Below are 21467 nucleotides of genomic sequence, written 5' to 3'. Positions count from 1 at the left end.
CTCTGCATAGAAAGATTAATAGTTCAACTTGGAAAGATCGACGATCTTCCCGTCTTTATAGAGTCTAGTACCGCTGATAAATACAGGACTTTCCGGTTGACCAAGGTCGTATACTTTATATTTTTTCAAGTCTAGTGAAAGGACGATGAGCAATCCCTGCTGGTCAAGTGCATATACCTTTCCGCCCACGACGGTCGATGCAGCAAAATGTGCATATTTGAATCTTTTTCTGGCCTGCTCTTCCAATATTCTGTTGAGTTTTATTATATCACCCTCTTTGGTGAACACATAGATCGTGCTGCCGGATACGGCAAGATCAGAAATATTGGCACGGTATTCCAACTGCCCGTCCACAGCGACCGTGATCAGTTTGTTAGGCGTTGCGGCAACCAGTGTATCACCGGAACGTGACAAGAAGATCACATTGTTGAATATCGGATCGCTGCTCAAATAGATTACTTTTGCATCGACAGGATCCTGTGAATCAAGTACAACCAGTTTGCCATCAAGTGTTGGTATAACGACTAAAGAGTCAATGAACATCGGACTTGCCGCCCTTGTATCGATAGCATAAGCCGTATCTGATTGGTTCTCCATGATCTTTTTATCACTACTAACACGATAGAGTCCAAAAGCATTGTTGTTCAGTATATAGGCGATGATACCGTTATGGATGGAAGCGGAAACGATCGGCACTTCAAAATCAACGGTACGAAGTACTTTACCGCTTCTTTTGTTAATGATCTTCAATTTTCCTTCAACATCGCCGGCAAGTACATAGGCACCATTTTCACTTAGAAAAGTGTATCCCTTTCCAAGATTGATCTTACCGATGCCTTTTTTACCGATATATTGTCCATTTTCCAGTGTTGCACCGTCACGGGTCAGTGATACGATCTTGCTGCCGTATGCAGTAACAGCACTGCCGGCTGAAAAGGCCTGTTCCGGTTCGAAATACTGTTTGGAGCTACACCCCGAAAAAAGCAGTGCCGCTGCAGCCAGTATCGGAAGTGAAAATCCTTTCATTATTTTACCTTTAGTGTTGCATGTTTCAGAAGTGCTGCGATCGGCGCAACAGCGGAACGTTCGTCTATCAGTTCCAGTTTCTCTTTGGCATGGGCAATGTTTCCGGCTTTCAGTGCGAGATACGCATCATCAAGGTCAGCCATTTCTTTGTAAAGTTTACTCTCTGCCTCTTTCCTCTCAAGCGTTGCAGTCACATATTTGCTGGAATCGGCAATGACCTCATTCTTGCTTGAAGTCAATGCTTTCAATGCTCCGGCATCCTGTTTTTTGGCTGCCTGCGAAAAAGTGAACAGTTCAAAAAGCTCAGGGTTTTTCTCTTTGAGTGTCTTAAGTGCGGAAGCATCATCAGGTTTTTTCTGCAGTGTCAAAAATGCATTGTTCGCATCTTCCAGCCTGGCATCACGAATGGCTTCCATCGCCGTGGTTCCGACAAAGAACAGAAGCACTGCCGCTGCAACACCCCAGATCAGAAGTTTATATTTTTTGTAGAGTGTCTCAAGCTTGAAGGCGCTCTCCAATATCTTTTCATCACCACTCAATTCACTCTTGACATACTTTACATCATCTTGAATACTCACCGACTTCTCCTCAGGGATATTTATATTGGATATATTATACCTTTTGGAGTTAAAAATATAGATATATTCAAAATATTCCGCTCTTACTATGCATACAAAAAATATATCTTCGTGCTATACTAACGTTAATAAAAAATAATTTTATCGTCAGGATCATTTATGCAATATATTTCACTTTTTCTGTTTTTCATCCTGGCTGTACCCCTTTCTGCAAAACAGCAAACGACACATCTGGCACAACTGCAGCTAAAACCATACGAAATGCAGCAGGTCTGTCTTGATATCACTTCGGACGGGGAAACAGTTATTACCAGAACATACGACCGGATAGACCTCTGGCACGCATCGGACCTTGAACATATGAGAACCATCAAACATGTCAACAAAGGGTACGGGTGTGACCTCAGTGCAGATGACCGTTACTATCTCGTACAGGATATGCACAAAGTCTATCTCTATGACCTTCGGAAACGAGAACATATTAAAGATTTTTCCATTCCAAACAAAAGACGCAATGACTCATTAATGTCCGCCTCCTTTTCCGAAGACGGGAAATACATCAACTCTTTTGAACATACTCAGACAAAACCCGGATACAGCAGACCCATACTCTACCGCTTCGACATACGAACGGGACAGAGAAAAGAGATCAGCTCTTTTGTAAAGCGTTCCGCTTCAAGTGAACTCATGCAAGACAGGCTCTACACCTACGACGGAATCCAGCAGAAGATCTTCGTTTACGATATTCAAAGCAACAAAGAGACCGAAGGTGACAAGAAAGAGATCAAACTGTGGCAGGATATCCGCGGATGGTGGGACTGCTCCCAAACCTCCCCAAAAACCAAAATATGCACGGTGCGCGGTGACATCAAATACTCCCTTGCCTCGGGAGACCTGACAAGAACCGAACTCAATGCAAGCAGATCGGTTACACCAAAGATCACCTATATGCACCAAAGACCACTCAGAGCACAATATTTCTATGAATCAGAATTCAAAATGCCCTACCTCATCAGCAAAACGACACAGCAGTATTTCGGGTGGAACCTTCTCAAGGGTGAACAGATATGGAGCATACGGCAGAAGCAGACTGTTTCCGCCGAGTTCGATTCCGTGCCGTCCAGCGGCATGTACTTTTTCAAAGATCAGGACAGAGCCATTGTTATTGCCGGCTTTACGGACAATATTCTGGACTTCAACATCACAACCGGACTGTTCAGCTACCTACCAAAATACAAGGATATCGTAGCTTATCACAGTATTGCACTCAGTGAGGACAACAGCGTGCTCAGCCTGACCGCTACAGAACAAAAAAACCTTTTCCACTCAAAACACACTATTTTCAAATAGATACATGGAAAAGATTGCCACACTATGATCCTTCCGATTTCAAAATTGCACGCAGTGAGCATGCAACACGATATACTGCATCATACAATAATACAGATTTTATACTTTTTCGAAAAAAAGACAATGTAAGACTTGCAACCTTTCATCACTTTATAAACGGGGAATGGGCCGTAATGACTCCCCAGGGATACTTTAATGCTTCTTCGAGGAATGTAATTCCCAATATCCTTAAAATACAGAACAAAAAAATAAACATAGATGAAGCAGATAAGCTCATTAAAAAATGGTACCGGCCTGACATTGTAGAGGCATTGTTGTCTGACAAAAATACGGTAATGTTGAAACAAAAAAGCAACACATTTACTCTGCCGCTTAAGCCGAAGGATAACAACCAGTTCAAAAACAGTCTTTTGCAGCAGATCACAATACAGCACCGTTATGATCTGCTAAAGCGTTTCAGCAGAAATAAATCGAGAAAAGATCTGGCGCTCTTCTTTGAAGGCATTCAAACGGCAAAAACAGGAGAAGCCTACAATGCCTACTACAAAATACTGAGTGCTTACCCCTTTACAAGATCGATCCGAAAATTTATTGAATCACGCATAAGCAGTTTGAAAGACCGCTCTCTGGAAACGGCACCGTTATTGACATTCCTCTACAGCAAGGCACGGAGGCTTAAGAGGAGTAAGAAAGTACGTCACAAGTATGCCATGGAGATCATCGATCACTATGCGCTCAATGATGACGCCCTTCTGGTCTCAGCAGAAAAAATGCCCTATGATGATGCAAAGAAACATTTAGATCTTTTTTGGAAGAGTTTGGAAAGCTTGCATTATCTTCGGGAAAAGATCTTTCCGCTATTGAAAGAACAGGATCCAGAACGCGCAAAAAAAGCGATGCTCGCATATAAAACATTCAAAACAGCAGAAGCAAAAAAAATTATTTTACAAGGCCGCAAAGAACTGCTGAATACAAAACAGTATACCAATGAAAGGGACAATGTAAACACAAAGATAGAAAAAGCTTTTCAAACACTATATGACCTCAATGTGACCGTGAACCTCTCTACAGAACTCGATATAGCCATGCAGCGCTTGCAGGCGTATATGGACGATTCAAAACTAGCATCAAGTACACCGAAGGTTTATATTGACTTTGTGATGAAGTATGCAGGCAGTCTCCAAAAGAAGATACTCCATACCAGAATAGAGATCTTTGTACTTCACTATATGTCAAAGACCAATAAAAGTCCCTATCTTGTTATGGGACTTTTCAAAGCTTACCTTCCCTACCGGCGGGATTTTGTTATCGACAGCATGGTCACCCTCTCCAAAAGCCCAGAGCGTGCTGTACGCTCAAGCGTGCTTTACAATATGGACGGTAACCATATTATAGGTATAGGTACTCAAAGTGAAAAGTTCATCTCTGTACTGCTTGAATATCTTGCTTCCGATGATGCTATGCTTAGAAACAATGCTCTGAGCGCACTACTGAAATACGATGCGCCCGTCATTTCCCAAACGATCACGGCACTCAACAGACTCGATGACTGCTCCAAGATAAACTATCTCGACCTGAGAAACAGCGTCATTGCAAAAAAAGTGAGCAAAGAGGAGTTCAAACGCTATAAATGTGGAAATCTGTACAAATAGCTACAACTCGACTACCGTGATCCCCAGATTGCCCGGCATTCGGTAGAATTTCTGGATCTTCGGGTGTCGTTTGAGATAGTCCGTGACCAGTTTGGAGAGAACACCTCCGCCCGTACCGTGGATGATCTGTACTTCGGACAAACCGTTTACCAGTGCATCGGAAAGAAATTTGTCCACAGTATCGATGGCTTCATCGCCGTACATCCCGATAAGTTTGACAGAAACCGAAGCACCACTTTTCTCCACATTCACCTTTGCCTCCTTGGGTTTCTGCGGCATTTTTATCTGAGATGTATCTCCTCTTCTTTTAAGCTGGGAAAGCGGTACACGCATCTTCAGTCCATCCACGATGATCGTGGCATCTTTCCCCCGTATGGAGAGCAGTTCGCCTTTGTGGGAACGGTACTTGACCTTGTCTCCCTCTTTGAGCGGTTCCTCCTGCACTTTCCTGATCTCTTTCTGTTTGAAATCCTTGCGCTGATGGGCAATGTTCAGCAGCCTTCGCCCCTCGGTGGACTCTTTGGCCTTGAGTGCCTCACGCGCTTTCTTGGTGGCAGCATTGTAGCGGTTCTCCAGCGTAGCGATCGCTTTTCTGTGCGCCTCTTTCAGTTTTTCTTCTTCCTCTTCCAGCCGTTGTTTCTGCTTTTCTACTGCGTTAAGCTCTTCGTCCACCTTTGCAATCTTCATACGCATTTCCCGTTCAAGCGACGTGGAACGTTCTATGAGCTCATTGAGGTTCTCTTTGTCCTCACCATAGACTTTTTTTGCCCTGTTCACAATACCCACAGGTACACCATAACGCTGTGCCGTCTCAAAGGCATAACTTTTCCCGATGCTTCCCTGCAGAAAAGTATAGGTCGGCACCCTGCGCTCTTCGTCATAGAGTGCCGCGATGAGTTCGACCTCATCATCACTTGCCATCAGGGAAGCCAAACGTTTATGGTGTGTGGTGACGATGAAAGTAATACCTTTTTTACGAAGTTCATCGAGCATGACACGAAAAAGGCTTGCTGCCTCGTCGGAATCGGTTCCCAGTTCTATCTCATCTACACCCACGATGGCATCTTCTTTGGTAAAGAGTTTGGCGAACTCCTGCATACGCCCTGCAAAGGTGGAAATGTCGTTCTTGACCGACTGCGGATCGTCGATGACCGCTTCGATACTTTTATAGTGCCCCACTTCCGTTTTGGAGGCATCACACTTGAAAGGCAGCAGATATTTGCTCATATAGACCGCTGAAAGCATCGATTTGAGCAGCATCGTTTTACCCCCGGCATTCACTCCGGTGATCAGCATGATCTGTTTGGAGAGGTCGATGGTAACGGGTACGGGATCTTCTATGGCAGGGTGTGCAAAATCCTGAAGTTTGATACGCTTCTGTTTGCCGGGCAGTATGAACTCGTACTCTTTGGCCCTGGCGAACATTACGCGTGCCTGGTAGTGGTCAACCCTGTCATACTCTTTGTTGATGTAGGCCAAAAAACGCTCCCATTTAAAGAAAGTGGCTGAGATCGATTTGCAGTAACGGTAGATAAGCTCCTCTCTATTGCTCAGCAATGCCGACTCTTTCTCTTTGAGATGGGAGATACCCTGGGGGAGTATGTAAAAGAAACCGGCCGAACTCCGCGCCACCACCGTCGCTTTGATGGCATTGTTGAAACCGCCGCGTACCAGCAATGTCTCCTCCCCGCCGTTGAAATGCACCTGTGTATCGACCAGATAGTCTCTGAGCCTGCTGGAATGCGCCAACTTGTAGAGTGTCTCCTTGATGTCAATCTTGTTCTGCTTGATAGCCCGTTCAAGTTTATAAAGTTCAGGGTCACGCTCGGGGTTGATGTCTCCCTCCTCCGTAAAATAACCCAATATCTCAAGAATCTCTTCATGGATCTCTATCCCCTGTATCCATGAAACAACGGGTTCGGGGAATGCGACGTTCTTCAGGGTATTGAAATAGGAGATCATCGTAACGAATGCATAAATTTCATCGAGGGAAAGTACAGCCTGCTTCCTCAGAAGGTTCAGTTCCCTGTCAAGGTTAGGCACAGGCGCGGGTGCAGGGAACTGTACATTGGAAAGCGCTTTGATATAACGGAAATGTTGATTGATATCTCCCATCATCGCCACGTTTTTTTCACGTGCGAAAAACTGTTTGAACTGTTGGATATATCCGTCAAGATCCAGTTTCTGTATAATGGTCTTTTCGTTTGTCTGCTGCATTGTTCTCCGTACATATGTTTCACTGATTTTGTTAATAGGATTATACTATAATAGCATAAAGAAGCGAGAGGCAACAAGGTAATTTAAATGAATAAAAAAGCATTGCCTGACAAAGGACGGAAATGATAAAAAACAAGTTCCATAAAAGCCTGAAAGACGGCTACCACCCTGTACGGAAACTCAAAGTGATCCTCTCCGGACTACGTTTTGCCATGGCGGATACAGCGGTAAGCTATAAGATCATTCTCTCTGTTTTTGTGATCGTTCCGAGCCTTTTTCTGCACCAGTGGATAGATACTTCCGTCATCATTTTGGCCACGGCCATGATGGTTTCAGCCGAACTTTTCAACACGGCCATTGAAGCGCTCTGCGACTATATGCAAAGTGAATTCGACCCGAAAATAAAGATCATCAAAGATGTTTCCGCGGCCGCTACGACCATTATGATCGTCGCCTGGCTCATCGTCCTTGCCGTGGAAGCCTACGAGCTTTTTTTCAGAATATCGCTCTAAACGTTACTTGACCTTGACCATTTTACGACGCATGTAGGCGATCTTGGTCTGGAGAGGAAGGTTTTTCGGACAGTGGTCTTCACAGCCCATGAGGCTCATACAGCCGAACACGCCATTCTCGTCCCCCACCAGTTCATAGAAGTCCGCATCGGTTCGCTGGTCATGCGGGTCGAGCAGAAAACGTGCCGTACGGTTCAGGCCTACTGCACCGAGGAAGTCCTCACGCATCACTTTCGTCGAACAGCTCGCCAGGCAGATACCGCACTCGATGCAGCGGTCAAGTTCGAAGACCTCATCAGCCACTTCGGGATCGACCGGCTTCTCGATGCGTGAAAGGTCCGTCTCTTCCTGCGTATGGATCCAGCTTTCCACCTTCACGCTCATATCGTTCATCCAGTTACCCGTATCGACCGAGAGATCTTTAATATGCTTGAAGACCGGCAGAGGCAGCAGGGTAATCTTTCCATCCTCGAATTCATTTGTACGTGTCTTGCATGCCAGCCTGGGCTTTCCGTTGACCACCATGGAGCAGCTTCCGCAGATCCCCGCGCGACAGACAAAGTCAAAACTGAGGTCATGGTCCATCTTCGACCATATCTGTATCAGGGCGATATAGAGCGTCATACCCGGTGTTTCGGTCAGCGTATAGGTCTGGTACTCCGGTTTGGAATCCTTGTCCTGAGGATTATACCGGAAAACGGTGATCTCTATCTCTCTGTAATTTTCATTCTCAGGCATAGCCTACTCCTACTCTTTCATTTTTATGTTTCAGGTTCCCCGGCAGTTCATAATCGAGCAGTGCTTCCTGAACGGTGAAACGGTCGACTGTATCGAGTGTTTTTTTGATCGCTTCGATCTCCGCTTCTCTCTGTGCGCTCAAAGGATTTTCGATAAGAGAATCTTTCCTTCCGTACCCCCTGAAAGCCGGCGGCATCTCCATCTCCATGATATCGATCTCTTCATAGTGTATGGTCGGGAGTGTATCCTCTTCATTCGGCCAGGTAGTGATGGTACGCTTGAGCCAGTGCATATCGTCTCGCTTGGGGAAATCTTCCCGGTAGTGCGCACCACGGCTCTCGGTACGCTGCAGGGCACCTTTGGCCACACAGAGGGCCAGCTTGAGCATTTTGGTGACCCGGTAAACCTCATTGAGCCCGGGGTTGTTCCCCATGCTTTTGGACTCAACCGTGATCTCTTTGGTCTTTTTGAGCAGCTCTTCAAGCTGGTGCACCGCATCGAGCAGGTCGTCACCGTTCCTGAATATTCCTACTTTATCCTGCATGATGGTACGCATCTCATCCTTGATATCGAATATATTCAGTCCGCCGTCCCTTTCCAGTATCTCCTTGAGGTAATCCACCTGTTTCTGGAGATGCTCCTCGATCACGGAAGTGTTGGTGTTGAGATGGGTCTCTTCGCAATACTGTGCAAAATACTCGCCTACGATCATACCCGAGACCACCGCTTCACTGACCGAGTTCCCGCCCAGTCTGTTAAAACCATGCAAGTCCCAGCAGGCCGCTTCTCCCGCACAGAAAAGCCCTTTCATAGTCGTACTTTCCCCACTGGGCTGGACCCGGATACCTCCCATGGAGTAGTGCTGCATCGGCAGTACCGGCATCCAGCCCTTCTCACCTTCATCCGCCGGGTCTATGCCGTTAAAACTGATGGCGATATCCTGGACATCACGCAGGTTCTTCTCTATGTGTTCACGTCCCAGGATGGAGATGTCAAGCCACAGATGATCGCCATACGGTGATTTGACCCCTTTGCCTTTTCTGATATGCTCTATCATCCGGCGGCTCACCACGTCTCTTGAGGCAAGCTCCTTCTTTTCGGGTTCGTAGTCGGGCATAAAACGGTACCCATCCTTGTCACGCAGCACGCCACCGTCCCCGCGGCACCCTTCTGTCAGCAGTATGCCCGAAGGTACGATCGGTGTAGGGTGGAACTGCACCGCTTCCATGTTGCCCAGTTCAGCGATCCCCGTTTCAAGCGCAATGGCCGTACCAATCCCCTTGCAGATGATCGCATTGGTCGACTGTTTGTAGATACGTCCGTATCCTCCCGTGGCGATCATCGTTCCGCGCGCCACATAGGCTATCAGCTCTCCATTGATCAGGTCACGTACTACGACACCGTGGCAGACACCCTTATCATGAATGATCGAGATCGCTTCCTTTTTATCGTGGATGGTTACATCACGCTTCAGCGCTTCGTTCGCCACGGCATAGAGCATCGTATGCCCTGTAGCATCGGACGTGTAACAGGTACGCCACTTTTTCGTTCCGCCGAAATCCCGCGCATTGATAAGGCCGTACGCCTCTTCCCTCTCCATGATCGTCTCTTTTTTCCCATTAATGACCACGGTATGGCCACCCTTGCCTATACGGCTCCACGGCACGCCCCATGCCGCCAGTTCGCGTATCGCTTTGGGTGCAGTGGTCACAAACATACGTGCAACCTTTTGGTCACATCCCCAGTCGCTTCCCTTGACAGTGTCGGCAAAGTGGACATCTTCATTGTCCCCTTCCCCCTTGACAGAGTTGGCGAGACTCGCCTGCATGCCACCCTGTGCCGCTACCGAGTGGGAACGTTTCACCGGCACCATACTCAGCACGATGGTATCAAGCCCCTTGTCCCTCGCGGCAATAGCGGAACGCAGTCCTGCCAAGCCTCCGCCTACGATCAATGCATCGGTATATATTATTTTCATTTCTGCTGCTCCACATATCTTTTTCCGTATTCACCCTGATGCTCGTAACCGATCTTCATATAGGTGCCCAAAGAGGCCAGCCCCAGAAGGAGATAGGCGCCAACAAGCACTTTGATGATCACCCTGCTTCTTTTCCTGTTGGTTCTCGGGTCCGTTCCGTCGAACCAGCCCCATTTTATGATCAGGCGGTACATACCGATACCCCCGTGCAGCACGACCGAGATCAGCAACACCAGATACATCGGCCACATCAGATCGCTGTAAATTCTGTCCGACGAAGCATAGGGCCCGATATTTTCCGGCTGTGTCATTATCATATAGAGATGGATGGAGCCAAGAAAGAACATGATGAACCCTGTAGTGATCTGCACATACCAGAGATTCGTATCATTATGCTTCAGTAGCGCTTTGTGTTCTATGTAACGGCGATACTCATGGTAAGAAGAGGGAAACTTGCGCAACGCTACACCCGCATGTACGACAAAAAGTGTAAAGATGATCACTGCCAGTGCAGAGATAATCAACGGTTCTCCCCCCTCGATAAAGGGCTCTCCTTCGAAGAGTTTAGTAAGTCTGTACATCGCTTCCTTTCCCAGAAGGATAGAGGACTCGAACAGAAGATGGAACATAATGAAGAGCGCCAAAAAAAGCCCTGAAACACTTTGCAGGAAATCGATCCTTGCAGGCATCCTGCTTTTGCGTTTTGTACTGTCCTTCCCCGTGAGGAGTTCCGTAGTATATTCCCGGTTCAACATGATTTTCCTTGGTATGCAATAATAGTTTATATTATATCAAAACAATAGATATCGATACGTTAAAAAAATCGATAAAATATGCTTTAGCATCTATTTTTTTCTTTTTATTCTTTTCTCCTGATAATAAGCCCCTTTTAACCCTACAATTTGATATAATATCGCAATACAAAGGAGAATTTATGCCAAAAAAACTTATATTGATCATCGGTGCACCCGGAGCAGGAAAATCAACTCAAGCAGAACTGCTTGCCCAGAAATACCCTGAAAAGATCACAAGTTATTCTACAGGTGAACTGTTGAAAAAAGAGACCCAGAGTGGTTCAGCTGTCGGGAGGATCATCAGTGACTATTTCTATAAAGGTCATCTCGTACCTTCCACCATCATCATCGATGTCGTACTTGATGCCATCAAAGCGGCACCGACCGATGTAGTAGTCATAGACGGGTTCCCGAGAAAAGAGAGACAGGTCAAACTGTTCGGCGACGTACTCTTTTCCCACAAAGATATCGAACTCGTCAATGTGATCGAACTCTCAGTAAGTGACATTGCAGGAAAAGAAAGATTTACCGGTTCTGAAGAGATATATGAAAATGAACTGCAGGCATACAAAGAAACCATTGCCGAAGTAGAAAAATACTATAAAGAACATGACCTTCTCAAAGTTGTTGACGCAGAAGCTCCGCTTGACGAGACCTTCAGGCAGATCGAAGTGATCATCCAGGATAAGATCTAAGCCCTGTTATTGCGTGGCCTGTCAAAGGTCACGCTCTATTGTTTTACGCTTCACCGCGTATCTGATAAGTGATATCTCCCGCTCCGAATGTTGCTACAAGCCCTTCACTGTACTCCCGTATAATATAACCATCCTTGAAAACTTTGACAATGCCGTCCTCTTTTGTCACTGAGTCCGCCATCAGCAGTGTGTAACGGCTGAACGCCCCTTTGAGGTCAATGTCCACTTCCAGTTCTCCCGCAGACCAGATAGGCAGAATGACCAGTTCATTTGCACCCTCGAAGCATTCCACGAAAGCAGGAAGGTTGTCAATGGTCCTTGAATACTTATGCGGCTGCCAGATCACGTTGAGCTGCGTAAAGCCGCGCAGTGCTTCATAGGTCTTGAGGGACTGCATGGTCACTTTGATCTCCGTAGGGTGATGTCCGTAATCATCGATGACCACACAGCTCTCTTGGTTCTGTACGATATCAAAACGTTTTTTGATCCCTTTGTAATTGCGCAGACGCGTACGGATCGGCTCGAGCTCTTCCCCAAGTTCCAGTGCGGCCAGTATGGCCAGAGCCGCATCCAGGGCGATATGTTCCCCAAAACCGAAGACTTCAAAGGCTCCAAGATCCAGCAGTTCAAATCGTGTATGCGGCTCACCGTTGACCAGTACAAACTCTATGTTGCTGATATCTCTGGAAGGATAAAGCTTGATACTCTCCATATCGAGTGAAGCAAGAAATTCATCTTCGGCATTGATGATACGTGTTTTTGCCAATGAGAGGAAATTTTTATAGGCATTGTAAAAACGCTCTTCATCATACTCGTAATACTCCATATGCTCCGGTTCCACATTGGTTACGATAGCCAAAGTCGGATTGGAGTTCAGAAAGCTCTCGTCACTCTCGTCTGCCTCAAAGACCACTTTGTCGTTGGGGAAGTTGCGCACGTTGGAACCGAACTCTTTTGAGATCGCTCCTATGAGGGCATTGGACTCCGGGATGAGCGATGCCAGCATAGAGGATGTGGTACTTTTCCCATGCGCACCGCCTACGGCATAGACCTCTTTGTCATCCAGAATGAACTTCAGTGCCTCTTTACGGGAAAGCAGTTCTATTCCCAACTCTTTGGCTCTTTGGTATTCCGGATTGTTCGGACGTACCGCTGCAGAGTAAATGACCCTGTCTGCCCCTTCTACAGCATCTGCATAATGAGGAATAGTGATCTTCGCATCGAAATTCATTGCAAGATCATTGGTAATCTCAGTCTGTCTGATATCTGATCCGGAGATCTTATGTCCGTCATTGTATAGGAATTTTGCCAGTGCAGAAAGACCGATACCGCCTATGCCTATAAAGTGTATTTTCATCCTAGTCCTTCTATTCTTATTTGCTACTGTGGAGATACAGCATCCTACGCGTTCTGATCTTTTTCAAGCACTTTCAATTCCTCTTTCCCCTGCGCGACATACTTGGCATACATCGTCAGAAGAATGTCGTTTGGCTGCACGAAACTCTGGATGAAAAGCGCCAGCGGATCGTTGGGGTCAATGTCACCCACATCCACCAGGTTGTCTATGAAGTCATCGAAGCCCATTCCCGACATCACGGCTGCTGCATGGATCATCATGGCATCTTTGAGTCCCGGGTGGTCTATGGTATGATGCAGCACAAGGAACATCTCTTTGGCTGCCTTCTGGTCATTCTCGCTGTAACGCTGAATGGCATGTTCATAGATCGCTCTGGCAATAGCCTTCTCTTCTTCATCGTTCATGTCGAAAGATCTGTGTTCAACCAGATATTGGGAAAGCTTGTCAAAAGCGGTGTTGACAATATAGGTAAAGATCTCATTGATCTCATCTTCATCCGCTTCGATGACAAGCTGTGCATCGAGTAACTGATACCCTTTGGCAATGCTCTCTTCTGCTTTGCACTCCTCTTCCAAACGTTTGATATTGGCAAGAAACTCAGGATCTTTTTTGAGCTCTTCTACGTGTATTTCCGGCATTTCCATTTTTATCCTTTTTTGGTGCGTGTTTGCGCACCCTACATTTATTGATTCAGCTCAGCCTGCAAAGCAGCGATGCGCTGCAGTGCTTCTCTTGTTTTGTCCGCTTCATAGACAAGTGCCAGCCTGACATAGCCTTTGCCTTCTCCTTCACGTCCCAGGAACGATCCGGGGAGCACTTTGAGATTGTACTTTTCATAGAGTTTGACGGTAAAATCTATCTCATCATCAACTTCAAGCCAAATGTAGAAGGTGGCCTCGGGTGCTTCCACACCCAGGACCTCTTTGGCGATCTCAAAATTCTTTCTATACTTCTGTCTAAATCCATCCACATGTTCCTGGTCGGCCCATGCCACCGCAGCAGCCTCCTGCAACGGCAAGGGAGAAGCGCACCCCACATAGGTGCGGTACACCATATAGGCTTTGAGTATTTCTGCATCTCCCGCAATAAAACCGCTTCTAAGCCCCGGTGCGGAAGAGCGTTTCGAGATGGAGTTGATCACCAGGATATTCCTGAAATCCTCATTGCCCGCTTCGATACTGGCATTGAGCAGGGAAGGTACGGGTTCATTGAGGTAAAGATCGGCATAACATTCATCATTGAGTAGAACGAATTCATGCTTAAGGGCGAGTTTGACCCACTTTATCATCTCCTCCATATCCATGACCGAACTGGTCGGATTGTTAGGGGAGTTGAGAATGACCAGATTCGCCTCGGCCAGCATAAACTCATCCACCTCCGGCTGAAAATCGTTGTCTTTGTTCAGGTTCAGGTAGACCACATCTCCCCTGCTCGCTTTTGCCGCTCCCTCGTAGATCTGGTAGAAAGGATTGGGAAAGACCATCAGGGCTCTCTCGGCATCATGCAGCAGGAACTGCGGAAAATTGAAAAGTACTTCACGGGTACCGAAAGTCGGAATGATCTGTGTATTGTCCAGACTCAGGCCGAAACGCTTTTGCAGATAGGTCAGCATCCCTTCGCGCAGAACTGCTTCGCCTGCGGTTTTGGGGTACTTGTTCAGCAGCGATGCATTGTCACAGAGCGCATCCAAAATAAACTGTGGCGTTGCAAACTGCGGTTCACCTATGGTCAGGCTCAATGGCGCAAAATCATTGTTTGGCGTTACGTTCTCAAGAAGTTGGTTGAGTTTTTCAAAGGGGTAGGTTTCGAAATTCATATATGCCCTGTATTTTTAGAAGATTATAGCGAAGATGGGGTTAAAATTTGAAAAAATATTATGCATAAGGCATCTATCTGATAGTTAATTGGAGGGGATTTATTTTATTTGCTTTCCACTGCATCAAGATACTGGACCACTTCACAGTTTTTATCATGGGTAAGGGTCAGGGTGTGAATACATTGGTATCATGTTTTACTTTTTTGATCTGCATTTCACACTCCAGTGCATTAAGACTGCCACTGACAACAAATAGAAGAAGTAAATATTTTTTAGCATCAAAAACTAAATCCAAATCCCCAGTTAAATCCATCCAGGTTATCCCCCCTAACAATATTAATATCAAATGATACTTCACTCACCCAATCGTTCAATGAAGTCGTACCCAGATGAAATGTTGAACCAAGAACATAAAAGTTGTTGGTATCCAAGGCTTCTTTCATATCTCCCGAGATCAAGACATCTGAGGCATAAAATTCAAGCTTAAGAGGCAAGCCAACGATAGAAGTAACAGCTGGTGTGATCACACCTACTTTTAACTTGGAGATAGTGGAAGTCGTGTCTGATATCGTAGCGAAAGGGTCATCTATTTTTGTATCGAAATATCTAATATCACCACGAACATAAGGTTCATACTCATTGATTGTTGGATGATACCCTATGGAGGTAAAGAGCTCATACGTGTTAAAATCATTATCACTGTTAAACACATAATCCAATGCTCTGTCAATGGGATCAGAGGAACTTAATGGTTGAGGCGTAACATAGTCACTGTTTACTTTGGAATAGATATAAGATCCACCGATCATCATATCTGTATCTTCCAATATATTCATACGCACACCACCACCTAACTTCAAAGCATAAGTTTTGATATCTATCTCATCTAAACTGCCTCTGAACTCAATGTTATTTTCTTTATACTTACTATAACCGATACTCCCATTGACATAAAAGTTATAAAAATCTGAATCATTTTCAAAATGATAGGTGAGAGGAAAGAAAGTGGTATCCAGTGTTTCATTTTCACTTCCAAACTCATACGACCCCGAAGAGATAATATTTTCCGAGGTAAAGAAAAGCAGTGTATTGGCTGCTTTTACATACACATTTTCTACTTCATTTTGAAAACCTGCCTGAGCTTGCGAAAGTAGTGCTGTTGACAGTAGTGGTAAAAGTATTCTTTTGTTCATAAGTTTCCTTTTTTCAATATGTTGTACTGTTCACTAGTTTTAATTGCCAGGAAGCTTCACCCGGAACCAGCTTATATTCCAACTGTCTTGTTCCACCTGTTGGCTTTGCATTGCTGTCCTCTTTGTTGTAAACAGGGAAGCGTCTTGCCAAACTATTCTCAATAACAGCAAATTCATCATGCCCCATATAGCCGACACTGTTTTTCTTATCATCTTCCAATGGTGGCAGATAGATACCGGAGAGTGATTTTTTGTTATTGGCACTATAGGCAACCAGTGTACCATAGGAGCCAGAACCTGCAGAGGTTACATAAACATAAATTTCCGGGGAGCCGTCTCCATTGATATCTGCTACTTCAGCACCTGTTACCGAACCATCGATCTCTTGTTCAATCACTCTGTTGTCGATCTCCAAACCACTAGGTGTGATAGTGAGTTGATTGAGAGAACCTTCATTTGTCGCTTGAACATGAAAGGTTATGCCTTGAAGTTTTAGCACTTTGTCAAAACCATTTAGGGTATCTGAAAGCCCATATTTCTCTTTAAGCTCTTTGATACGCAGTTGATACTGATCTAACATACAGGCTTTTTCATCTTCTGCTTTCCAACAGTCATTACGCCCTTTTATCCAGCCTCTTTGATGTGCTTTTAGCATATCTTCTTCAGATGCTTTTGCCAAAGCCTGTTTATATACAGTTGCCAGCTCTCTATCTATATCCATGAGTTCATCCGAGCTACAGATCAGACCTTCAGAACTCTTCTTTTCTACTTTAGAGCAGTCAAAACTGGGTTGATTTGCATACAATGTTGATGTCAATAGTATGGCTACAGATAAAACCGTTTTCGTTAATTTTATTGTATCTTTTCTAGTGTGATCTGTCATAGGCTTTTATATCGTTTTGGAAAGAGTTAAGCTCCTGGTTTAAGAACTGTGAGTAATGACCTCTCATAATGACTACTGGCATGCCCACTTTAGCCCATTTAAAGAGTGGAGCAATATCTTGTCGTCCTACATGAATACACCCATGTGACATTGCCGCTATATTACCAAGATGCAGTGCCTGTCCATCAGGGGTAAACTGAATTTCAAAATCCATATTATTTACACCGTTGGCGGAAGGGTGTGTTTTTGACATATGAAAGCGTCTTTTTACCAAGACATGAAAAAGATCATTATTTGTTTCATGTCCACCTCGTGGAACACTTTTTCCTCCCTTTTCCACCAAGCGTCCACCGCCTGCACCCGAAGAGATTCGTCCATTCCACCAAATAGTACCATCTTTGTCTACAGCATACACTCTTCCGTCACTTCCGGGTTCTCTTACAGAGACTACAAAAAAATCTTTCCCTTTAAGGTCTACTATTTTTGGATTCTTAAAATTAACATCGGTCAGTTCAAATTTTGTTGCCGAGAGTGCTTTGATATTGACTCTGTGCTTTCTGTACTCTGTTGCTTCTGCTGTACTTACCGCAAAAAGCATAACCAGTATGCCTAAAACTGTTTTTTTAAGATCTATCATTCTGTACCTCACTGTATTTTACTGTAACACTTATCATCTTTTCCCCTTACACTGAAGTCTTCCATCTTCCCAACCGCTGCGGTAACTCTCGTTATTGTTAAAGAGGTTATGGTCTTTTGTATACTCACCAGCCGCTGTTTTGCAGGCATCCCTTACGCCATGTTTAAAACTTGCATCACGATCGGACCCAAAGTTTATGTCATTATAGATATAGGCATTTTCCATAGAAATCCCAGAAGACGTACAAGCCGTCAGTAACAGTCCAGTAGTGATAAGCGCAGTGTTGAGAAGCATTTTTGTCTGTTTCATTGATGTTTCCTTATGTGTCGAATTAATATTCTTTTCAAGTTGCTATAAAGAAGCAACTAAAGAAAAATACTTTAAATTCAAAGGAGAGAAAATACTTTCTCTCCACCTCCTTGAAAGTCAATATATCCTGCCCCTGAATGATTTAAATTAATAATTTCAACCATAAAACTAATCACTAAAAGTAGTAGAGATAACTCAAATAAACCAACGATGAAAAATGGGAGTATTTCCATAAAAACTGTATTCATTATTGCTCCTTATGCAGTTAAACTTTTTTCTTTGTGTCATGATATGGTGGGTCTTATGCCAATGCCAATAGATAAATATTCCATAACTGATCGCAGGAAAGGCAACTGCCCCTGCGCCAAGTGCAGAGAACTGTGTAATATGTTCAGTAGCCCCCTGATTGTTTTGGGCAAGTACTGTAACCAGTGTAAAGAGTGAAAAATCCCAAATACCATGCAGTATCATCAGTGGCCAGATAGCACCTATATGTAAACGCAAAGAAGCATACAAAAAGCCCATACCCATGGCATGGATCACTTGATAGGAAGTTGCTGCAAAGGGTTTACCTGCCAGTATGTTGATATAGTGAAACAATCCAAAGATAACAGCGGATAAAAGTACGGTATACAGAGGGGTGAATTTTGACCCAAGCCCGTAAAAGAGTATGCCTCTAAATATTCCTTCTTCGGTAAAACCAAGAATCAGCATAACCAGAAGAAGTATAAAAAACTCTGAAGAACTACTAAACCCTGCAAACCAATTCTGTTGGTTGTCATTCAGCATCCAGGCAGTGATAAGCATGAGCATGGCAAGTATAAAAATCGGCAATAAGAACTTGATGCTTCCTGGATTCATTTTTGTAAAGCCGATGGTCTTCCACCATCCCAGAACAGTAAGTATACCCACAAGAACAAAACCAATAATAAGTTGGTTCTTCCATTGTGAAATACCTCCAGCAATACCATCTAAAACAGGCTTGTCGGGATTATAGAATCCAAACAGAACGGGAGAGATGAACCAAAATCCATAAATACCTATAATAATAAAAGCGGTAGATAGTGGGTTATCTCTAAATTTTTTTAACATGTATTGTTTCCTTTGCTAACAATAAGAATAATAGCATGCTAGATATTAGGGAAACATATTTTTATATAAAATATTTAAAAAATTATCAAAATAAAATATATTTTATTTTGAAGTGATAAATATGTGATTGATATATTTAAAAAGTCAACTTTAGCACAGTATCTGAAAATAAAATATCTTCCACAGGTGAGAGCATACCGTGCCATTCAAACCCGTATTCTTCATCTTCACCACTTGCGATCACTTTTATACCATAGTCTTTAGTGAGCAATACACCATCTGTTCTGCTACTGAATATCATCACGTTATCGGTGGTATCCATATGCACAAAAAGGTATAAATACGCTTTAACATTAAGTTCGGCAGCTATTTTTGGGCTTCTTCCATACAGCGCATGTACATAGAGTGCGCAAGAAGCCTCCAGGGGAGGATTATTGCAGATGATATTTGCTTTGGCACTTCTCATCCCTTCTATAGCTATAGGTGTACGAAGATTACATGACATTGGAAAAAGCGGATGGTGGCTCTTACTTGGTCTTATCCCTATTTTGGGTGGACTGGTACTCATCTATTTCTTTGTGCAAAAAAGCAAATAAACACCATGAACAAACGTAAAACTGGACAGATACTTATTTTCAGCTCTCTTTTTATCTGGATACTCAATAGAACGACAGGGGTCATTTCTAATATATTAGGTCAAATACTCTATGGAGATGACTATATGAGACCCGTTAATGGTGTGGTAGGCGATATGTCTTATGGTTTTAATACAGATATGCATCTTGCATTTTCTCTGGTAGTCATATTTATTTTTGGGTTAGTACTCTATATAAGTTCTAAAAAATCCAAACTTTTAGATTTAGATTCAACCAATTAACAAAATAAGGAATACAATGATATTCTCAGTAAAGTATTGCTGCTTTGCTTGGTGTTGTGTTGCTCTCTTCCACAAGGAAGGCACCTGAAGAGATATTTTCTTTGACTTTCTTCAGCACTACACCTGCAGCATCTTTACTTTTGTAATCACCGATGAAAACTTTGTAGCCGTTCTCTTTTGCTATCCTGTATTCCAGTCCCAGTTTGGAAATGTTGGAAAGGTAATAGGCATTGGGTGGATTGGAAAAGGAGCCTGCCTGTATACTGTAGCGTACATTTTCTGTCTGGATCGGAGATGTTTTTTTCTCTGTTTTTTTAGACACGGAAACTTGTTTTGGTTCTGTCCTTGCCACATAGGTACCCCTGCCTTTATAGGTCACAAGCCATTTGATGATGTTGTTCTGCAGCTGCGCCGCTTTCCATCTGCCCTTCTTGGTATTGACCAAGATCACCGTTGTGTAGACCCTGCCGTTTCTGCTTTTGACATATCCGCTGATATTCTTGACACGTTTGAGTGTACCTGTCTTCATCCAGGCACGGTTTCGGACAATGGTACCGCGAAAACGTCTTTTGATTGTACCGTCCACTCCTGCAATGGAGAGTGTTTTCATCCATCTCATCCCGTATCTTGTATAGGCATCGTCAAGGACACCCGCCAGGATCTTTGCTGTGATCCTTGAGCTGCGTGAGAGTCCGCAGCCGTTGTCGATATGCAGAGGACCGCTCTTGAGCGCTCCCCTGCTTTTGAGAATGTACTCTACGGCCTGTCTCCCCTTGGAAAGTGTCGAAGGCGCCCCGTACATCTTGGCACCCAGAAAAAGCATGATATGACGCGCGTATAGATTGTTGGATTTTTTCGCGGTTTTGGAGATGATCTTTTCCAGTGGCTGGGAATAGTGAGTAAAGAGTTCTTTGGCATCTCTCGGGATCTTGTTGAGTCGGAAGCCACCTTTTACAGAGACACCGGACTTTTGCAACGCATCCTTCAGCGCATAATAAAACGATTTGTAGGGTTTGGTAATGACCTGACAAAGCTTGCGTGTACCGCAATGCTTTGAAATGGGTCCTTTCAACAGTACCGTTGTAGGATTTTGTTTCTTATCCACTTTGAATGAAGGCCAGGAGTAGCGTCCCCTGCAGGGTTTGTTGACCGGCTTGAGCTTGTTCACCACCCTGTAGCTTGCATCCGGGGTCTGCTTCGTCACTACATTTTTTTTGGGAGTGACGCAAATAGTACTGATCCGCTCATTGAACATCATGGCATCCGGCATGGCATTGTAGGGGCTGTAGGTATGCTGGTCGAAACCGGAGTTGTCTTTGGTCCCCACCTTGAAGTAGCTTCTGTCAATCACGATATTGCCGGTGATCTGCCGTATTCCTTTGGCCTTGATCTTCGCTACGATCTCCGGAAGGTCCTTGTCAGAAAGTGTCGGGTCGCCGAACCCTTTGATCAGAAGATCACCGTAGAGTACCCCGTTTTTTATCTTCCCCGTGCTGTAGAATTTTGTGGGCCAGCGATAGTCAAACCCAAGTTTCAGCACAGCTGCATAAGTAGACAGAACTTTAACCACAGATGCCGGTGTACGTGATTTATCGGCATTGAGCGAAGCGACTACACGGTTACTGTTCCCTGCTTCTTTGATATAGATACTGATATCTTTTTTCGGGATCCCCGATTTGCCGATGATCTGGTTGATCCCGGCAGGCAATGCATGTATATACATTGTCAAGGCAAAGAACCATACGATACTTCTCTTCATTCTA

Annotated in this window: 22 protein-coding genes; 6 read left to right on the top strand and 16 right to left on the bottom strand. The window is 44.5% G+C overall.

Features of this window, described 5'->3' with window-relative positions; all coding sequences use genetic code 11:
* Positions 1-15 precede the first annotated feature (15 nt).
* Together SUN_RS02175 and SUN_RS02170 are read right to left on the bottom strand one after the other, a co-directional pair.
* Entirely contained in the window at positions 16-1026 is a 1011-nt protein-coding gene (locus SUN_RS02175) for a hypothetical protein (RefSeq protein WP_011980113.1), read from the bottom strand.
* A complete protein-coding gene (locus tag SUN_RS02170; RefSeq protein ID WP_011980112.1) occupies positions 1026-1604 on the bottom strand; it encodes a hypothetical protein in 579 nt (192 codons plus the stop codon). The genes SUN_RS02175 and SUN_RS02170 overlap by 1 nt, the downstream gene beginning before the upstream one ends.
* A 159-nt stretch (positions 1605-1763) precedes the next feature.
* On the opposite strand from SUN_RS02170, the gene SUN_RS02165 reads away from it, so the two are divergent.
* Together SUN_RS02165 and SUN_RS02160 are read left to right on the top strand one after the other, a co-directional pair.
* Positions 1764-2954, top strand: coding sequence for a hypothetical protein (locus SUN_RS02165; RefSeq protein ID WP_011980111.1), 1191 nt, complete (start codon positions 1764-1766; stop codon positions 2952-2954).
* A 14-nt stretch (positions 2955-2968) separates the two neighbouring features.
* Positions 2969-4606: a hypothetical protein gene (locus SUN_RS02160; RefSeq protein WP_011980110.1), complete on the top strand. Its 1638-nt coding sequence runs from the start codon at positions 2969-2971 to the stop codon at positions 4604-4606.
* Here SUN_RS02160 and SUN_RS02155 read toward each other — a convergent pair whose 3' ends face one another.
* Positions 4607-6823: an endonuclease MutS2 gene (locus SUN_RS02155; RefSeq protein ID WP_011980109.1), complete on the bottom strand. Its 2217-nt coding sequence runs from the start codon at positions 6821-6823 to the stop codon at positions 4607-4609.
* A 122-nt stretch (positions 6824-6945) separates the two neighbouring features.
* Between SUN_RS02155 and SUN_RS02150 the strand changes: the two genes are divergently transcribed.
* The gene (locus SUN_RS02150) at positions 6946-7335 is read left to right on the top strand and encodes a diacylglycerol kinase (protein WP_011980108.1); all 390 of its coding nucleotides are present in this window, start codon (positions 6946-6948) and stop codon (positions 7333-7335) included.
* 3 nt (positions 7336-7338) lie between these two features.
* On the opposite strand, the gene SUN_RS02145 is transcribed toward SUN_RS02150, so the two are convergent.
* Genes SUN_RS02145 through SUN_RS02135 form a run of 3 tightly spaced genes read right to left on the bottom strand, consistent with a single transcriptional unit; the run spans position 7339 to position 10806 of the window.
* On the bottom strand, positions 7339-8073 hold the full coding sequence (locus SUN_RS02145) for a fumarate reductase iron-sulfur subunit (RefSeq protein ID WP_011980107.1): 735 nt from the start codon (positions 8071-8073) through the stop codon (positions 7339-7341).
* On the bottom strand, positions 8066-10051 hold the full coding sequence (locus tag SUN_RS02140; protein WP_011980106.1) for a fumarate reductase flavoprotein subunit: 1986 nt from the start codon (positions 10049-10051) through the stop codon (positions 8066-8068). The genes SUN_RS02145 and SUN_RS02140 overlap by 8 nt, the downstream gene beginning before the upstream one ends.
* Positions 10048-10806 carry a fumarate reductase cytochrome b subunit gene (locus tag SUN_RS02135; RefSeq protein ID WP_011980105.1) on the bottom strand — a complete coding sequence of 253 codons (759 nt, stop codon included), beginning with the start codon at positions 10804-10806 and terminating at the stop codon, positions 10048-10050. The genes SUN_RS02140 and SUN_RS02135 overlap by 4 nt, the downstream gene beginning before the upstream one ends.
* Before the next feature lie 179 nt (positions 10807-10985).
* On the opposite strand from SUN_RS02135, the gene SUN_RS02130 reads away from it, so the two are divergent.
* Positions 10986-11540: an adenylate kinase gene (locus tag SUN_RS02130; RefSeq protein ID WP_011980104.1), complete on the top strand. Its 555-nt coding sequence runs from the start codon at positions 10986-10988 to the stop codon at positions 11538-11540.
* 43 nt (positions 11541-11583) lie between these two features.
* Here SUN_RS02130 and murC read toward each other — a convergent pair whose 3' ends face one another.
* The 9 genes from murC to SUN_RS02080 form a co-directional block, all read right to left on the bottom strand.
* On the bottom strand, positions 11584-12897 hold the full coding sequence (gene murC, locus SUN_RS02125; protein ID WP_011980103.1) for a UDP-N-acetylmuramate--L-alanine ligase: 1314 nt from the start codon (positions 12895-12897) through the stop codon (positions 11584-11586).
* Between the two features lie 44 nt (positions 12898-12941).
* A complete protein-coding gene (locus SUN_RS02120) occupies positions 12942-13541 on the bottom strand; it encodes a hypothetical protein (RefSeq protein ID WP_011980102.1) in 600 nt (199 codons plus the stop codon).
* 38 nt (positions 13542-13579) lie between these two features.
* A complete protein-coding gene (locus SUN_RS02115) occupies positions 13580-14713 on the bottom strand; it encodes a succinyldiaminopimelate transaminase (protein ID WP_011980101.1) in 1134 nt (377 codons plus the stop codon).
* Positions 14714-14991: 278 nt separating this feature from the next.
* Positions 14992-15906 carry a hypothetical protein gene (locus tag SUN_RS02110; protein ID WP_011980100.1) on the bottom strand — a complete coding sequence of 305 codons (915 nt, stop codon included), beginning with the start codon at positions 15904-15906 and terminating at the stop codon, positions 14992-14994.
* Between the two features lie 13 nt (positions 15907-15919).
* The gene (locus SUN_RS13555; protein WP_083760388.1) at positions 15920-16789 is read right to left on the bottom strand and encodes a PliI family lysozyme inhibitor of I-type lysozyme; all 870 of its coding nucleotides are present in this window, start codon (positions 16787-16789) and stop codon (positions 15920-15922) included.
* Entirely contained in the window at positions 16773-17426 is a 654-nt protein-coding gene (locus SUN_RS02095) for a L,D-transpeptidase (RefSeq protein ID WP_011980098.1), read from the bottom strand. The genes SUN_RS13555 and SUN_RS02095 overlap by 17 nt, the downstream gene beginning before the upstream one ends.
* 33 nt (positions 17427-17459) lie before the next feature.
* Positions 17460-17735 carry a hypothetical protein gene (locus tag SUN_RS02090; protein WP_011980097.1) on the bottom strand — a complete coding sequence of 92 codons (276 nt, stop codon included), beginning with the start codon at positions 17733-17735 and terminating at the stop codon, positions 17460-17462.
* A gap of 195 nt (positions 17736-17930) precedes the next feature.
* The gene (locus SUN_RS02085; protein ID WP_011980095.1) at positions 17931-18827 is read right to left on the bottom strand and encodes a CPBP family intramembrane glutamic endopeptidase; all 897 of its coding nucleotides are present in this window, start codon (positions 18825-18827) and stop codon (positions 17931-17933) included.
* A gap of 136 nt (positions 18828-18963) precedes the next feature.
* Positions 18964-19332, bottom strand: coding sequence for a hypothetical protein (locus tag SUN_RS02080; protein WP_162465578.1), 369 nt, complete (start codon positions 19330-19332; stop codon positions 18964-18966).
* Between SUN_RS02080 and SUN_RS13290 the strand changes: the two genes are divergently transcribed.
* Both SUN_RS13290 and SUN_RS02075 read left to right on the top strand, forming a co-directional pair.
* Entirely contained in the window at positions 19268-19423 is a 156-nt protein-coding gene (locus tag SUN_RS13290; protein WP_083760387.1) for a DUF805 domain-containing protein, read from the top strand. The two genes, SUN_RS02080 and SUN_RS13290, sit on opposite strands and share 65 nt — an antisense overlap.
* Before the next feature lie 5 nt (positions 19424-19428).
* Entirely contained in the window at positions 19429-19704 is a 276-nt protein-coding gene (locus SUN_RS02075) for a hypothetical protein (RefSeq protein WP_083760386.1), read from the top strand.
* 25 nt (positions 19705-19729) lie between these two features.
* Here SUN_RS02075 and dacB read toward each other — a convergent pair whose 3' ends face one another.
* Positions 19730-21463 carry a D-alanyl-D-alanine carboxypeptidase/D-alanyl-D-alanine endopeptidase gene (gene dacB, locus SUN_RS02070; protein ID WP_011980092.1) on the bottom strand — a complete coding sequence of 578 codons (1734 nt, stop codon included), beginning with the start codon at positions 21461-21463 and terminating at the stop codon, positions 19730-19732.
* Between the last annotated feature and the right edge of the window lie 4 nt (positions 21464-21467).

Origin of the sequence: Sulfurovum sp. NBC37-1 (assembly GCF_000010345.1) — a bacterium.
Taxonomy (GTDB): Bacteria; Campylobacterota; Campylobacteria; order Campylobacterales; family Sulfurovaceae; genus Sulfurovum.
This window is presented reverse-complemented; position numbering and strand designations above follow the sequence as displayed.

Coding starts and splice junctions, on each gene's coding strand:
- SUN_RS02175 (WP_011980113.1), bottom strand. CDS start 1,026: ATGAAAGGATTTTCACTTCCGATACTGGCTGCAGCGGCACTGCTTTTT.
- SUN_RS02165 (WP_011980111.1), top strand. CDS start 1,764: ATGCAATATATTTCACTTTTTCTGTTTTTCATCCTGGCTGTACCCCTT.
- SUN_RS02155 (WP_011980109.1), bottom strand. CDS start 6,823: ATGCAGCAGACAAACGAAAAGACCATTATACAGAAACTGGATCTTGAC.
- SUN_RS02150 (WP_011980108.1), top strand. CDS start 6,946: ATGATAAAAAACAAGTTCCATAAAAGCCTGAAAGACGGCTACCACCCT.
- SUN_RS02145 (WP_011980107.1), bottom strand. CDS start 8,073: ATGCCTGAGAATGAAAATTACAGAGAGATAGAGATCACCGTTTTCCGG.
- SUN_RS02140 (WP_011980106.1), bottom strand. CDS start 10,051: ATGAAAATAATATATACCGATGCATTGATCGTAGGCGGAGGCTTGGCA.
- SUN_RS02135 (WP_011980105.1), bottom strand. CDS start 10,806: ATGTTGAACCGGGAATATACTACGGAACTCCTCACGGGGAAGGACAGT.
- SUN_RS02130 (WP_011980104.1), top strand. CDS start 10,986: ATGCCAAAAAAACTTATATTGATCATCGGTGCACCCGGAGCAGGAAAA.
- murC (WP_011980103.1), bottom strand. CDS start 12,897: ATGAAAATACACTTTATAGGCATAGGCGGTATCGGTCTTTCTGCACTG.
- SUN_RS02120 (WP_011980102.1), bottom strand. CDS start 13,541: ATGGAAATGCCGGAAATACACGTAGAAGAGCTCAAAAAAGATCCTGAG.
- SUN_RS02115 (WP_011980101.1), bottom strand. CDS start 14,713: ATGAATTTCGAAACCTACCCCTTTGAAAAACTCAACCAACTTCTTGAG.
- SUN_RS02110 (WP_011980100.1), bottom strand. CDS start 15,906: ATGAACAAAAGAATACTTTTACCACTACTGTCAACAGCACTACTTTCG.
- SUN_RS13555 (WP_083760388.1), bottom strand. CDS start 16,789: ATGACAGATCACACTAGAAAAGATACAATAAAATTAACGAAAACGGTT.
- SUN_RS02095 (WP_011980098.1), bottom strand. CDS start 17,426: ATGATAGATCTTAAAAAAACAGTTTTAGGCATACTGGTTATGCTTTTT.
- SUN_RS02090 (WP_011980097.1), bottom strand. CDS start 17,735: ATGAAACAGACAAAAATGCTTCTCAACACTGCGCTTATCACTACTGGA.
- SUN_RS02085 (WP_011980095.1), bottom strand. CDS start 18,827: ATGTTAAAAAAATTTAGAGATAACCCACTATCTACCGCTTTTATTATT.
- SUN_RS13290 (WP_083760387.1), top strand. CDS start 19,268: ATGATATTTGCTTTGGCACTTCTCATCCCTTCTATAGCTATAGGTGTA.
- SUN_RS02080 (WP_162465578.1), bottom strand. CDS start 19,332: ATGTCATGTAATCTTCGTACACCTATAGCTATAGAAGGGATGAGAAGT.
- SUN_RS02075 (WP_083760386.1), top strand. CDS start 19,429: ATGAACAAACGTAAAACTGGACAGATACTTATTTTCAGCTCTCTTTTT.
- dacB (WP_011980092.1), bottom strand. CDS start 21,463: ATGAAGAGAAGTATCGTATGGTTCTTTGCCTTGACAATGTATATACAT.